Genomic DNA, 14,433 nt, shown 5'->3' on the forward strand with positions numbered 1-14,433 from the left:
ACTCACGCCGCATATCGAGGCACGACATAAGGCCCCTCCGGGATGATGGCGACATCGGCATCGCCGTTGGCGCTGATGCTGCGGGCGATTGCCGTCTCGATATCGTCGATCATGCCGACGCCTGTCAGCGTCCGGTCGTCGCCCGAAAGACCGGTCGTATAGAGCTCGACGCTGCCGAGCCGCATCGGCTTCAACTGCATCTCCGTCTGCCACTCGTCGATCTCTGCTAGGCTCTTTGCCGTCAGCGTCGCCAGGAACCGATCGGGTCCGAGCTCGACCAGTCTTGCCTGCGCCTCGCGGAATTCCGGTGAACCGAAGCCTTCCGAACATTCCGACGCGATGATCAGCGTGCCGCCGGGCTTCAGGATATCGAGCGGCGTCACCATGCCCTTGATGGTCTGATAGTAGGTCTTGTCGAGCGGATAGCCGGCCGAAGAGGTGATGACGGTGGAGAACTTCCGGTCGAGAGGGATCTGTGTCGCGCCGCTGACGAAATCGACCGCCGCCTGATGGCTGGCGATGATCTCGCCGAAGGTGACGCAGACGAGATCGCGATCCTCATCCAGCACGGTATTCAACGCATAGACCTCACCGAGCATCCGGACGATTTCCAGCTGCTCCTCGTGCAGTGGATTGCCGATCAGATTGCATTGGACGGCCAGCGGGTCTTCCATGAAGCGTGCCGAGTGGAATGTCCGGATCGTCTCGTGATGGGCAACGCCCGGGGCAATGACCTTTCGTCCGCCCGACCAGCCTGCCATGAAATGCGGCTCGACAAGGCCGGTGGCGATCCTGAGATCGGCCTCGGCAAACAGCCGATCGAGCTTGACCGGCGTGTTCCGCGTCTTGGTGAAGCCGAAATCGATATGGGCGTCCTCGTCTCTGGCATAGTGGTTTTCGACGCGGACATTTTCGAGCACCCAGGGATCGCCGACCAGTTCGGCCAGCTCATCGCCGAGATTCGGCCGGTGCAGGCCGGTGGCGACCAGCACCGAAATCTTCTCCTGCGGAATGCCCGACGCGATCATCGTCTCGATCATCGGGCGCAGAAACAGCCGGTTCGGCACCGGCCGGGTGATGTCGCAGATCAGAATGCAGGCGCTTTGGCGGTTCTTTGCAAGGTCAGCAAGAGGTTTGGAGGCAACCGGATGGCGCAGCGCCTCGATCACCGCCGCCTTGCCATCGGCGAGTTTCGGCAGTTGCTGCTTGCGGATCACCGTCGGCCGGGCGCCCGGCGGAAGCGTGATGTCGAGATGGCCGCGGCCGTAGGAAAGAGCGATCGTGTCCATCGTCACACCTGCTCCGCCACGCCGCCGAGATAGAGCTCGCGCATCAGCGACATGTCCTTGAGTTCTGCGATCGGCCCCGACGTCGCGATGCGGCCGTTCTGCATCAGATAGCCGCGGGTGGCGACGGAAAGCGCCAGGCCGGCATTCTGCTCGACCAGTAGAACGGAGGCGTTGAAGGTCTTGCCGATGTCGAGAATGATCGTCTGGATTTCCTTGACGAGCAGCGGGGAAAGCCCGAGCGACGGCTCGTCGAGCAGCAGCACGCGGGGTCTCGCCATCAGGCCGCGGGCGATCGCCAGCATCTGCTGCTGGCCGCCGCTCAGCGAGCCGCCCTTCTGCTGCCGCTTGGTGGCAAGGATCGGGAAGAAGCGCTCCATCGTCTTGACGTCGGCTTCGACAGCGTCGGTGTCACGCCGCGCATAGGCGCCAAGACGCAGGTTTTCCTCGACGGTCATGTCGCCGAAGATCCGCCGTCCTTCCGGCACGAGAACCACACCGCGCTTGGCCATGATATCGGGCGTACGGCCCGTCACGTTTTCGCCGGCGAAGCTGATCGTTCCCGCGCGCGGTTTGACGAGGCCGACGATGGTGCGCAGCAAAGTCGATTTGCCAGCGCCGTTCGGGCCGAGAATGGTGATCACCTCGTTCTCGCCGAGCGTGACGGAGACATCGCGGTTGACGACCGTTGGGCCATACCCTGTTGTTACATTGGAAACATCGAGCAGGTTCACAGCGCACCTCCGAGATAGACTTCGAGCACCTTCGGATTGGAAAGAACGTCCTGTGTCGGCCCGTCGGCGATCTTCGAGCCGAAATCGAGGACGACCAGCCGCTTGCAGAGCATCTGCATCAGCTTCATGTCGTGATCGATGACGCAGACGCTGATGCCGTGGGCCGGGAACTGCTTGACCAGCCCGACCAGCGTTGCGGTTTCCTTGTCGTTCAGGCCTGCCGCCGGCTCATCAAGCAGGATTAGCGAGGGCCGCGTGGCGAGCGCCAGCGCGATGCCGAGGAGACGCAGATTGCCGAAGGGCAAAACGCCGGCGCGCTCATTTGCGAGCGCCGTCAGTCCGACGAAATCGAGCAGGGCGGCGGGCGTTGTCCAGGGATAGGGTCGGCTCGTCTTGCGCGCATGCTCGCAGGCGATCTGGACGTTTTCCCAGACGGTGAGGCCCGGAAAGGCCATGGCCTGCTGGAAGGTGTAGCCGATACCGGCGCCCGACACTTCATGGGCGGCGAGACTGGTGATATCCCGCCCGCGCCAGCGGACATGCCCCTCGGTCGGCCGGTAGACGCCGGTGATGACGTTGAAGAGCGTCGTCTTGCCGGAACCGTTCGGGCCGACGATGCCGAGGATCTCGCCCTCTTCGATCGACAGGTCGACACCGGATAGTGCTGTGACGCCGCCGAACTGCTTCTTCAGTCCGCTGATCTCAAGAATGGCGTTCATCGGCCTGCCTCCGAAGCATGCGTGGCAGTTGCCGCCTGGCGCGACGCCTGCTTTTGCGCCGGGCCGCGAACGAGCCTGTTCCAGCCGTCGATGAGGCCGGCGATCAGGCCGTTCGGGAGCAGCAGGATGACGGCGATCAGGCAGACGCCGTAGAGGATTCGGGATTCGACGGGATCGAGGTTCAGGACCTCAGGCAGGAAGGAGACGAGAATGCCGCCGGCGATCGGCCCGAGCAGCAGGCGCGCGCCGCCGATCATCACCATCAGCGCCAAATAGATGCTCGGGAAGGAGGAGAACTGGCTGGGCGAGATGTGCCGCAGGAAATAGGCGAGCAGCACGCCCGAGACACCGGCAAAGACGCCGCTGACGATGAAGGCGCCGATCTTGTGGCGGCCGACATTGATGCCGAGCGAGGCGGCCAGTTTCTCGTTTTCGCGGATGGCGCGCAGCGTCCGGCCATAGGGCGAGTTGATGATCCCCCAGCTGGCGATGGCGCTGAGTGCCACGAAGGCCAGCACGACGAAATAATAGGGGACGAGATCATCGAGACGCATGCCGAAGAAGCTGACCGGCAATTGCAGGTCGAGCCCAGTCGCGGCACCGGTGAAATCACCGCCATTTGTCAGAACGATGGTCAGCAGCTGGCCGAAGGCGAAGGTCATGATGACGAAGTGGTGGCCGGAGACGCGCAGCGAGGGGACGCCGATGATGGCCGCGAAGGCGGCAGCGGCGATGCCGCCAAGCGGCAGTGCCACCCAGAAGCTGATGCCGGTATCGCGGGCAAGCAGCGCCGCCGCATAGGCGCCGACGCCGACAAGGGCCGCATGGCCCATGGAGAGGATACCGGTCTGGCCGAACAGCACCGAGAGGCCATAGAGCGCGACGATGTTGATGCCGGCCGAGATCGCCAGCGACAGCATACGGTTGCTGGCGCCAAGCGTCGGGACGAAGGCAAGGATCGCCAGCACGACCAGAGCCGGTATCAGTGAGCGGAGCGACGAAAGTGAATTGTTCATAGCATGTGCCTTTCGCGCGTCAGGCCATTTTCGGGCCGCTCGTGCCGCCGAACAGTCCATTCGGGCGGAAGAGCAGAACCAGGATCATCAGGGCGAAGGAATAGGCGTCTGTCCAGGCGGAGAAGCCGTAGCCGGCGCTGAAGCCTTCGACGATGCCGAGAATCAGGCCGGCGACGACAGCACCGGTCAGGTTTCCGAGGCCGCCGATCAGCGCCACGGCAAAACCCTTCATCACCATGGTGCCGCCGGTGAACGGCGTGATCGGGAAGAGGGCGATGAGCAACGCGCCGCCGAGACCGGCAAGGGCGCTGCCGAGCACGAAGACACCGGTGATGTAGCGACGGACCGGGATGCCCATCAGTGCAGCCGTATCGCGATCATCGACGGCGGCGCGCAGCGCGCGTCCATAGCGGCTGCGGGTGACCATGGCGAAGGTCAGTGCCACGACCGCGATGGTGACGAGAATGACCATGACGCGAACCGAGGCGATGCGGACGCCGCCGATATCCCAGATGCCGGTCAGCGGGCGTGGAATGCTCTTCTGGTTCGGATCGTAGAAGAAGATGACGATGTGCTGCAGCACGACGATCAGCCCGAGCGAGACGATGAAGCCATTGGTCGGCCGCGTCAGCGTGAAGCGAAACAGCCCGCGTTCAAGCACGAAGCCCATGACGCCGACGGCAAGGACGGCGAGCACGAGAGCGATGAAGAATCCGAGGCCGGCTTGCACGGCAAGCCAAGTGACGATGCTGCCGACCATCAGGAATTCGCCATGCGCGAAATTGATGATGCCGGTCAGGCCGAAGATCAAGGTGACCCCGACGGCGATCAGCGTGATGACGCTCGCGATCGACAGGCCGTTGAGGATTTGCTGAATGAGAATGTCCACAGCTCTGTTCCGCTGTTACGGGGACTGCGCGTCAGGCGCGTCCGCTTTCAATGACGAAAGTCCCGCCGGCGCAGGGGGCCGGCGGGAGGCGCATCGGCAGTTTATTCCGCGGGGGCTTCGGCGGGTGGCTGCTGCATCGCGCAGGAGATGTCGCCGCCCGGTGCTGCAGCGCAGACCTCGGTTGCGTGCGTCACCTGATGGCTCTTGTTGAAGGAGAGGTCATCGGAAACCACGCCCTTGTGATGGAGCGATTCCAGGGCTGCGACGGTCTTGTCCGGATCGAGCGAACCGGCCTTGGTCCAGGCTTCGGCGAGCATATGGACATAGTCGTAGTAGAGCAGCGAGACCGAGGAAGTTACGCCCTTCGGTGCGCCGGCAGCGAAGTAGGCCTTGAAATAGGTCTTCGCATTGGCGTTGGAAGATTCACCCCAGCAGATCGGCACGCAGCTCATGGCGACCGGCACGTCGGCGGTCAGGCCTCGTTCCTTCCAGATGCCCGGGTCGACGCCGAACAGGAAGTAGCTGGGGGCAACGCCGAGTTCGAGCGCCTGCGGCAGGGCCGTCAGCGTCGAGTCGCCGTTGTACCAGAAGTGCACGACGTCAGGGTTCAGGCTCTTGGCGCGCGTCAGGAACGGCGAGAAGTCGGTGGTGTCGGGCGGATAGGAGATGACTTCAGGCACTTCCTGTCCTTCGGCCTTCAGTGCCTTGACGTAATAGGAGGTCAGGAACTGGCCGGTCGCGTCATTGCCGACGATGACCACAGACTTTTTCAGCGGGTGGCCGACGAGCGGGGTCAGCAGGCTGAGAACGCCGCGGGCCGTTGAGCCGGAGCGCTGGAATTCCTGCGGCTCGGACTGGAAGAGGTAATGGTCTTCGGCGCCGGGGGCGACGGACTGCGGGTTCAGGATTTTTGCCAGCGTGCTGTTGCCGGCAAACTGGATCACCTTGGCAGGCTGGGTGATCTTGGTCATCGCCAATGTAAAGTCGTGGGTTTCCGAACCGAAGATCGCCGAAACCTTTTCATCGCGAACCAGTTCCTGGGTCGCGGCAATGGCGGTGGAGATGTCTGTGCGGTCGTCGCGCTTCACCATCTCGACCTTGTAGGTCTTGTCACCAACCTTGACGCCTCCCGCGTCGTTGATTTCCTTGACCGCTAGGCCAACGCCCGCCGGCAAGGTGTGACCGGCCGAGACGAAAGCGCCGGATTCTGCGGCCACGACACCGATCTTGATCGTGTCTTCAGCCGATGCCATTTGCAGTGACGCGCCGAGGCTAAGCGCTAGAGAAATGCCTCCCAAAACAAGTGATCGCACGGTCTCATCCTCCCGATGCAGATTTTGCGTACTTACCGGGTTGTCGTACAACCCTGTTTTCTGATAATTGGGTTGACGGAGAATGTCAAGCAAGTCTAACCAGACAGTACCGGCCCGCCGGTCACCGCAAATCAGGGAGTGAGAGATGCGAACGAAGGAGTTCGGCCGGACAGGCCGCAAGGTCAGCGAGATCGGATTTGGCGCGTGGGCGATTGGCGCCGCATGGGGAGAGGTCAACGATACGGAGGCGCTCGCCGCCCTGCACGCCGCTCTCGACACCGGCGTCACCTTTATCGACACGGCCGATGTCTATGGCGACGGCCATTCGGAACGCCTGATCGCCAAGGTGATGAAGGAACGCGGCGGCGAACGCCCGTTCATCGCTACCAAGGCCGGTCGCCGCCTGCCCGAACAGTCCGTCGAAGGCTATAGCGCGGAGAACCTGAACGGCTGGATCGATCGCAGCCTCAAGAACCTTGAGACCGATTGCCTCGATCTCGTCCAGCTGCATTGCCCGCCGACGGATCTCTACTATCACCCTGAAGTTTTCGGACGTCTGGACCGGCTGGTGGAGCAGGGCAAGATCCGCAATTACGGCGTCAGCGTCGAGCGCGTCGAGGAAGCGCTGAAGGCGATCGAATATTCCGGCGTCGTCAGTGTCCAGATCATTTTCAACGCCTTCCGCCAGCGCCCGATCGAGCATTTCTTCAAGCAGGCGGAGGAAAAGAAGGTGGCGATCATCGCCCGCGTGCCGCTGGCAAGCGGGCTGCTGTCGGGCAAGTTCAAGAAGGACACCAAGTTCGAGAGCAATGACCACCGGCTCTTCAACCGCAACGGCGAAGCCTTCGATGTCGGCGAGACCTTCTCCGGCGTACCCTATGAGGTCGGTCTGGAGGCGGTCGAAAAGGTTCGTCCCCTGGTCTCCGGCGATACGACCATGGCGAAATTCGCGCTCCGCTGGATCCTGATGTTCGACGCCGTCACGCTCCCCATTCCGGGCGCCCGCAATCCGGCGCAGGCGAGCTCCAATGCCGAGGCCGCCAGCTTGCCGGCGATTTCCGACAGCGCGATGCGGGAGATCAGGTCGATCTACGACACCTACATCAAGCAATATGTTCATCAGCGCTGGTAGGGAGCGTCAACCATGACAAGCCCGATCATCGATTCCCATCATCACTTCTGGGATCCCAAAAGCGGTGGCGATTATGGCTGGCTGAGCGGCCCCTTCGAACCGATCAACCGCGTGTTCGAGCCGGACGACCTGCGCCCGGCTCTACAGAAGAATGGCGTCAACGGAACCGTTCTGGTGCAGACCTGGAACGATCTCGGCGAGACCTGGGATTTCATCAGGACGGCGGAGGCGACGGATTTCGTCGCCGGCGTCGTCGGCTGGGTGGATCTGACCGATCCGAAACTCGTCCAGACGCTTGCCGAACTGCAATCGTCGCCTCAGGGCAAGTGGCTGGTCGGCGTCCGGCACCTTATCCAGACGGAAAGTGACCCGAACTGGCTGCTGCGCGATGACGTGAAGAAGGGCCTGGAAGCTGTCGAGGCTGCCGGGCTCGTCTATGACCTCGTGCCGAACCTGCCGCAACTGCCCTCCTGCATCGCGACAGTGGAAGCCTTCCCTGAAACGCGCTTCGTGCTCGACCACATCTCGAAGCCAGAAATCCGCAATGGCGGTTTCGACGAATGGGCGGTGCTGATCCGCCAGTTCAAAGGGCAACGTGACCACGTCTGGTGCAAGGTCTCCGGCATGGTGACGGAAGCCAACTGGCAGAGCTGGACGCCTGAGGACCTGAAGCCCTACGTCCATGAAGTGCTCGATGTCTTCGGCACCGATCGCTGCATGTTCGGCACCGACTGGCCGGTTTGCCTGGTAGCGGCAAGCTACGACCGTGTCGTCGAGGCGCTGCAGGAATGCCTCAAGGATCTGTCGAGCGCCGAGCGGGAGCGGATCTTCGGACTGAACGCGATCGAGGTCTACCGGCTTCCAGGCTTTGGGGAGGACCGGGCATGACGGCGGTTATGACTTCGAGCAAGATCGGCTTTGCCTCCCGCCTCGGCTTCGGCGCGAGCGGCATCGGAACGCTCTACCGGGATGTGACCGAGGCGCAGGCGGCCGATGTTCTGGCTGCCGCCTTTGACGGCGGGATGCGCTATTTCGACACCGCGCCGCTCTATGGCCACGGTCTCAGCGAATTGCGCCTTGGCACCTTCCTGCGAACCATCGATCGCAAGACCGTCACGGTCTCCACCAAGGCCGGCCGCTATATGGCGCCGCCCTATGGCGAGAAGGTCGATTACGGTCTGTGGGCCTCGCCGCTGCGCCTCAAGCCGTTCTTCGACTACAGCTATGCCGGAACGATGCGTTCGCTCGAGCAATCGGCAAACCGGCTCGGCATTGCCGATTTCGATCTGGTCTATATCCATGATGTCGATCGCTTCACCCATGGGGATGCCTATGAGCGGCGTTTCAACGAGGCCGTCGAAGGCTGCTACCGGGCGCTCGACGATCTCAGAAAGGCCGGTCACATCAAGGCGATCGGCGTCGGCGTCAATGAGAGCGATGTTGCAACACGGTTCATGAAGGCCTGCGCGCTCGACGCTGTCATGATGGCCGGGCGCTATACCCTGCTCGACCGGGCGGCTGAAGCCGACCTGCTGCCGGAAGCTGCTCATCGGGGTGTCGAGATTGTCGTCGCCGGGGTGTTCAATTCGGGCATTCTCGCCACGGGTCCGGGCAATTCAGGCACGACCTTCGATTACGGTGCTCCGCCGGAGGAAGTCGTCGCCCGGGCCAAGCGGATCGAGGCGATCTGCGAGCGTCACGGCGTCCCCCTGCAGGCGGCAGCGATCCAGTTCGCCTTCCGCAATCCACACGTCTCCGCCGCCGTTCTCGGCATGAGCCGGCCGGAGCGCATTGCGCAGAATCTCGATTGGGCGAAGCTGCCGATCCCTGATGCCCTGTGGCAGGAAACCGACGCGCTGTTCGAGCGCGAACGCTAGGACAGAGCGCCCGCGCAAACCGCGCGGGTGCCTTTCAGCGCCTTGTGGTGCCGACCCGCGAGAGCAGGATGACGGGCAGGAGGCTGACGAGGACGATTGCGAGAGCGGCGATCGATGCCTCCTCGTATGTTCCCCTCGCTGCCTCGCCGTAGAGATGCGTGGCGAAAGTCTCGACATTCAGCGGGCGCAGCAGCAGGGTCGCCGGCAGTTCCTTGACGCAATCCACGAAGACCAGCAGCGCAGCGGCGGCAATCGCCGTCTTCGACAGCGGCAGATGCACGAGGCGGAAGGTGCCTGATGGTGTCTGGCCAAGTGTGCGCGAGGCGTGGTCGAGCGTGACAGGAATGCGCGCCAGTCCGGCGTCGATGCCGCCCGCCGAAATCGCCAGGAAGCGAACCGCCAGCGCATAGACGAGGGCCGCTCCCGATCCCATGAAGAACAATCCGGTGACGACGCCCAACCATTGAGTACCGGCATGAAAGATCATCCTGTCCGCACTGCCGAGGACGATCAGCACGCCGATCGCCACGACTGTTCCCGGTGCGGCATAGCCGGTTTCCGCAATCCGCATCAGCAAGGATGAGCCTGCACCCGGCCATAGACGGCCGGCATAGGCAAGCAGAAGGCCGAGAAGGATGACCGCGGCGGTGGCGACCGAGGCGAAGAGCACTGTGTATCCGGCTTCACTGAGGAAATTGGCGGAAACCCCGGCGAAGCGGAAGCGCTTCCAGGCCTCCGAGGCCAGATAGACAGCCGGCGCCGCGAAGCCGAGGATAACAGGCAGGAAGCCGAGAGCAGAGAGAAGGAGACCCTTGGACGGAGAGACCTTTTGCGGCTGCAGGCCGCGGCTGCGGCGGCTGTCGGTTGCGTAGCGCTGATTGCGCCGGGCCCAGCGCTCGATGGCAATCAGGGCTACGACGATGAAAAACAGTGCCAGCGCGATCTGCGATGCGCCGGGCAGGTCGGTGCGGGTGATCCAGGTCGTGTAGATCGAGACCGTCAGGGTCCGCACGCCCAGAAATTCGGCGGCGCCGACGTCGTTCAGTGTTTCCATCAATGCCAGGCTGACGCCGACGGCAACGGCCGGGCGGGCAAGCGGCAGGGCGATATGCCAGAAGACGCCGCGCCTGCTAATGCCGAGCATCCGTCCCGCTTCGATGAGATTGGCCGACTGCGTCAGGAACATCGCCCGGACAGGAATATAGACATAGGGATAAAGCACCATGCCGAGCAGCAGGATGCAGCCCGTCATCGAACGGATATCGGGCAAGCGGAACTGCCGTGGGCTCTCATAGCCGAGCAGCCAGCGGATCGCGCCCTGCACGGAGCCGATCGGATGCAGGATATCGAGATAGGCGTAGGCGATGATATAGGTCGGCACCGCGAGCGGTAGCAGCAGCGCCCATTCCAGCACGCGGCGGCCGGGAAAGTCGTAGGCTGTCACCAGCCAAGCCGTCAGCGTACCAATTGCCGCCGTCATCAGGCCGACCCCGCCGAGCAGGATCACCGTATCCGCAAGGGCGACCGGCAGGATCGTCGAAAACAGATGGCTCCAGAGCGACGGCGAGCCTTTGAACGCTTCGAAGGCGAGGCCGCCGAAGGGCAGGATGACGAGAAACGCAACAAGCCCGGCTCCGGAAAGCCAGGCGCTGACCGGCCGCCTTGCGGGGCGATCTGCCACTGATGTCAGGGACATGCAATCATCCGAACGGAAAGGGGCGCCCGCAGGTGCAGCCGCCCCGATCGCCTTAGTTGTCGAAACCGACCTTGTCGACGAGCGCGCTCGCCTCCTTGCGGTAGCCGACAATTTCGGCCAGCGGCTTGCTGTCGATCTTCAATTCGCCGAAGGAGGCGATGATCGGATCGACAGAGGCGCCGGCCTTGACCGGATACTCGTAATTGGCTTCGGCATAGATCTTCTGGGCCTCGTCGGAGACGAGATATTCCAGAAGCTTCACGGCTTCTTCCTTGTTTGGCGCATGCTTGGCAACGGCCGCACCGGAGATGTTGACCTGCGTGCCGCCGTTCTTGAAGGTCGGCAGGACCACCTTGATCGCCTCACCCCACTTGACCTGGTCTTCGCCGCCCTTTCCGGAGCGCATCAGACCGACATAGTAGGAGTTGGCAATGGCGATGTCGCAGACGCCGCCGAGGATATCCTTTGCGCCGTCGCGGTCACCACCGGCCGCCTTGCGGGCGAGGTTGTCCTTGATGCCGGAAAGCCACTTTTCGGTTTCGGCTTCGCCGTAATGGGCGATATAATCCGCAAACAGCGCCGTGTTGTACGGATGCTGGCCAGAGCGGATGCAGATCTTGCCCTTCCACTTGGGATCGGCGAGATCCTCGTAGTTGAAGGCCGTCAGATCGACATCCTTGGCGGCATAGAGCACGCGGGCGCGCATCGACAGGCCGAACCAGTAGCCCTTCGCATCGCGAAGCTGTTCTGGAATGGCGGCGTTGAGCGTTGCGGACTCGATCGGCTGGGTGACGCCCTTTTCGGCGAGATCCACCAGATTGCCGGCATCGACGGCCATCAGGATATCTGCCGGAGAGGCAGCACCTTCGCTTGCCACACGTTCGGCAAGACCGTCCTTGAGAAACACGGTGTTGACCTTGGTGCCGGTCTTCGCCGTGTAGGCTTCCAGAAGCGGCGCGATCAGCGCCGGCTCACGTGTCGTGTAGAGATTGAGCTCGGCGGCCGAAACGGTGACCGGAAGAGCGCACAGAGAAAAAGCGGCGAATGCCGCGGACATTTTGGTTTGCATCATACTACCCCCGTAAATGACTGCGCTCCGTAGCTGCAGTTCTTGAGGGGGATAGTCAAGTTTAAGTCGCCGCCATCACGGCTTCGTGATGGCGTTCTCACCCGTTCAGGCGAAGGCGAGCACCCGTTCGGGAGCGATCGAGATTCGCACGCTCTGCGCATCGTCCGGCAGGCGCCGCATGGTGCGGGTCCGGATCGGAGCCTGGAGACCCTCGACATCGAGCGTCAGTTCCTCGATTTCCCCCTGGAAGGAGCGCCTGATGATGCGGGCCGGCAGGTCACCTTCATCGACCGAGACCGTGATATCCTGGAAGCGCACATAGACGGTGCCGCTTTCCTCGTCGCGCAGGTCGAGCCCATGCGCGAAGCTGCCGATTGCCGTTTCCATGCGGCCGTTCCTGCTGATGCCGGGAATCTTGTTCGCCAGCGAAAAGAATTCGGCGGCATAGGCGCAGTTCGGCCGGTCGTGGAGATCGTAGCCGGTTCCCACCTGAACGATCTCACCCGCCCGCATCAGCACCACCCGGTCGCCCGCCGACAGCGCCTCCTGCGGATCATGGGTGACGATGATGGCGGTGGTGCCGAGTGTTCTCAGAAGTGCGATCGTCTCGGTGCGGACCTGCTCGCGCAGCCCCTGGTCGAGGTTGGAGAATGGCTCGTCCATCAGCAGGATGCGCGGCCGCGGCGCCAGCGCCCGGGCAAGTGCCACGCGCTGCTGCTCGCCGCCAGAGAGCATATGCGGGTAGCGGTCCGTCAGATGGCCGATCCCGGCAATGCTGATGACTTCCGCCGCCATCGCTGCCGCTTCGGCCTTTGGCCGCCTGCGCAGACCGAAGAGAATGTTCTGCATCGCCGTCAGATGCGGAAAGAGGGCATAGTCCTGGAAGACGAAACCGATCTTGCGTTCTTCCGGCTCGACGAAGCGGTCCGGCCCGGACACCATCTCGCCCTCCAGCACCACTGCTCCGCCATCCGGCCGCTCGATGCCTGCGATCACCCGGAGAAGCGTGGACTTGCCGCAGCCGGAATGGCCGACCAGGGTGACGATCTCGCCACGGGCGACGGTCAGCGACAGGCCGGCAAGTGCTGCCTGGGCGCCGAAGCTGCGGCGGATCGCTGATATCTCGAGCGCGGGTGAAGAGGCCTTGTCCTGCATGCGGGTCCTTGGAAGCTTGGTTCGAACCGCCTTACTTTAGGGAGCCCAAGGCCCGCGTACAACCACCGCCCGAAATCCCGCGTTCAACGCCAGTCTTCGGAGGCGCAGCAAAAATGGCGCAGGCGCGCAAATTTTAGGCATTGGCGTACCGCTCTTGGCCAAAGCGGGCTGTGCCGGACGCAGAAGTTGCGATAGATGCTGTGCTAGCGAACGCCACCGGGAGGATTTCACCCGGTCCCGAACGCTTCCATTTCTTCATCACATGACCGCAGCAGGCAAGGAATCCTGTTGCAGGAGGATATATTCATGGCCGTAGTGAGCGAAACCGCGCCGCGTTTCCAGAAGACGACAATGTCGATCCTGATGGCAGTCAGCTTCTGCCACATGCTGAACGATATCATGCAGTCGCTTCTTGCGTCGCTATATCCGCTCTTCAAGGCCAATTATAACCTCGACTTCGTACAGATCGGCCTGCTGACGATGACCTTCCAGGTCACCGCGTCGCTGCTGCAGCCTTTCGTCGGCATCTTCACCGACCGCTGGCCGATGCCCTATTCGCTGCCAGTCGGCATGGCCAGCACCTTCTGCGGCCTGATCCTGCTGGGCAATGCCGGCAGTTTCGAGCTGCTGCTCGTTGCGGCAAGCCTCATCGGCTTCGGCTCCGCCGTCTTCCATCCGGAGTCCTCGCGCGTCGCGCGGCTGGCCTCCGGCGGCCGTCACGGCTTTGCACAGTCCTTCTTCCAGGTGGGCGGCAATGCCGGTCAGGCGATCGGCCCGCTGATCGCCGCGTTCATCGTCTTCCCGCTCGGCCAGCACAGCGTTTCCTGGCTATCGGGCATCGCGCTGATCGGCATGATCGTGCTCGGCTGGGTCGGCAACTGGTACATGAGCCACCGCCGCCAGAATGCCGGCAAGCCGGCCGTCAGCCGCACCCTGCCGTTGCCGCAGAACAAGGTGGTGATCGCGCTGCTGATCCTCGTGCTTCTGACCGCGACGAAGAACGTCTACATGGCAAGTATCTCGAGCTACTTCACCTTCTATGTCATCGTCCGTTTCCAGCTCGGCGTGCAGCAGGCGCAGCTGATGCTATTCCTGTTCCTGGGCTCGGTTGCCGTCGGCACCTTCCTCGGCGGCCCGATCGGCGATCGTCTCGGCGCCCGTTTCGTCATCTGGTTCTCGATCCTCGGCGTCATTCCCTTCGCGCTGATGCTGCCCTATGCCAACCTCTTCTGGACATGCGTTCTCAGCGTCGTCATCGGCCTGATCTTCGCTTCGGCCTTCTCGGCGATCGTCGTCTTCGCGCAGGAGCTGGTGCCGGGCCGCGTCGGGCTGATTGCCGGGGTGTTCTTCGGCTTCGCCTTCGGCGCCGGTGGTCTCGGCGCCGCCTTCCTCGGCGATTTCGCCGATAGCCACGGCATCGAGTTCATCTACAAGATCTGCTCCTATCTGCCGCTGCTCGGCCTGCTGACGATCTTCCTGCCGAAGATCCCCAGACACGCGCACGGGTGACCGGGCACGCGGAAGCGTGACGGGAAGGCTCGTGTAAA

General features: G+C 62.9%; 13 protein-coding genes. 4 read left to right on the forward strand and 9 right to left on the reverse strand.

Annotated features, from left to right (window positions below; all coding sequences use genetic code 11):
* Positions 1-2: 2 nt before the first annotated feature.
* The 6 genes from larA to J2X43_RS02685 all read right to left on the reverse strand — a co-directional run bounded on the left by larA (position 3) and on the right by J2X43_RS02685 (position 5,897).
* Positions 3-1,289, reverse strand: coding sequence for a nickel-dependent lactate racemase (larA, locus tag J2X43_RS02660; RefSeq protein ID WP_310290729.1), 1,287 nt, complete (start codon positions 1,287-1,289; stop codon positions 3-5).
* Positions 1,290-1,291: 2 nt separating this feature from the next.
* Complete coding sequence (locus J2X43_RS02665; protein WP_112388733.1) at positions 1,292-2,020, reverse strand: ABC transporter ATP-binding protein; 729 nt, start codon at positions 2,018-2,020, stop codon at positions 1,292-1,294.
* A complete protein-coding gene (locus tag J2X43_RS02670; protein ID WP_112388732.1) occupies positions 2,017-2,739 on the reverse strand; it encodes an ABC transporter ATP-binding protein in 723 nt (240 codons plus the stop codon). The genes J2X43_RS02665 and J2X43_RS02670 overlap by 4 nt, the downstream gene beginning before the upstream one ends.
* Complete coding sequence (locus J2X43_RS02675) at positions 2,736-3,755, reverse strand: branched-chain amino acid ABC transporter permease (protein WP_112388731.1); 1,020 nt, start codon at positions 3,753-3,755, stop codon at positions 2,736-2,738. The genes J2X43_RS02670 and J2X43_RS02675 overlap by 4 nt, the downstream gene beginning before the upstream one ends.
* A 19-nt stretch (positions 3,756-3,774) precedes the next feature.
* The gene (locus J2X43_RS02680; RefSeq protein WP_112388730.1) at positions 3,775-4,644 is read right to left on the reverse strand and encodes a branched-chain amino acid ABC transporter permease; all 870 of its coding nucleotides are present in this window, start codon (positions 4,642-4,644) and stop codon (positions 3,775-3,777) included.
* Positions 4,645-4,745: 101 nt separating this feature from the next.
* Positions 4,746-5,897 (reverse strand): ABC transporter substrate-binding protein, encoded by a 1,152-nt coding sequence (locus J2X43_RS02685; RefSeq protein ID WP_310290735.1) that lies wholly within the window; start codon positions 5,895-5,897, stop codon positions 4,746-4,748.
* Positions 5,898-6,102: 205 nt separating this feature from the next.
* Between J2X43_RS02685 and J2X43_RS02690 the strand changes: the two genes are divergently transcribed.
* The 3 genes from J2X43_RS02690 to J2X43_RS02700 are packed head-to-tail and all read left to right on the forward strand — an operon-like array spanning position 6,103 to position 8,966.
* Positions 6,103-7,089, forward strand: a complete 987-nt coding sequence (locus J2X43_RS02690; RefSeq protein ID WP_112388728.1) for an aldo/keto reductase — start codon at positions 6,103-6,105, stop codon at positions 7,087-7,089.
* A 12-nt stretch (positions 7,090-7,101) separates the two neighbouring features.
* Entirely contained in the window at positions 7,102-7,977 is an 876-nt protein-coding gene (locus tag J2X43_RS02695) for an amidohydrolase (protein WP_112388727.1), read from the forward strand.
* On the forward strand, positions 7,974-8,966 hold the full coding sequence (locus tag J2X43_RS02700) for an aldo/keto reductase (RefSeq protein ID WP_162698699.1): 993 nt from the start codon (positions 7,974-7,976) through the stop codon (positions 8,964-8,966). Before J2X43_RS02695 ends, J2X43_RS02700 begins: the two co-directional genes overlap by 4 nt.
* 34 nt (positions 8,967-9,000) lie before the next feature.
* Here the strand turns inward: J2X43_RS02700 and J2X43_RS02705 are convergent, their stop codons facing one another.
* The 3 genes from J2X43_RS02705 to J2X43_RS02715 all read right to left on the reverse strand — a co-directional run bounded on the left by J2X43_RS02705 (position 9,001) and on the right by J2X43_RS02715 (position 12,886).
* Entirely contained in the window at positions 9,001-10,662 is a 1,662-nt protein-coding gene (locus J2X43_RS02705) for an iron ABC transporter permease (RefSeq protein ID WP_112538245.1), read from the reverse strand.
* Between the two features lie 52 nt (positions 10,663-10,714).
* A complete protein-coding gene (locus tag J2X43_RS02710; protein ID WP_162698698.1) occupies positions 10,715-11,719 on the reverse strand; it encodes an extracellular solute-binding protein in 1,005 nt (334 codons plus the stop codon).
* 117 nt (positions 11,720-11,836) lie between these two features.
* Entirely contained in the window at positions 11,837-12,886 is a 1,050-nt protein-coding gene (locus tag J2X43_RS02715; protein WP_112388724.1) for an ABC transporter ATP-binding protein, read from the reverse strand.
* A 306-nt stretch (positions 12,887-13,192) separates the two neighbouring features.
* Between J2X43_RS02715 and J2X43_RS02720 the strand changes: the two genes are divergently transcribed.
* On the forward strand, positions 13,193-14,395 hold the full coding sequence (locus tag J2X43_RS02720) for an MFS transporter (protein WP_310290742.1): 1,203 nt from the start codon (positions 13,193-13,195) through the stop codon (positions 14,393-14,395).
* Positions 14,396-14,433 lie beyond the last annotated feature (38 nt).

The sequence above is a fragment of the Rhizobium sp. BE258 genome (genome assembly GCF_031457345.1).
Taxonomy (GTDB): Bacteria; Pseudomonadota; Alphaproteobacteria; order Rhizobiales; family Rhizobiaceae; genus Rhizobium.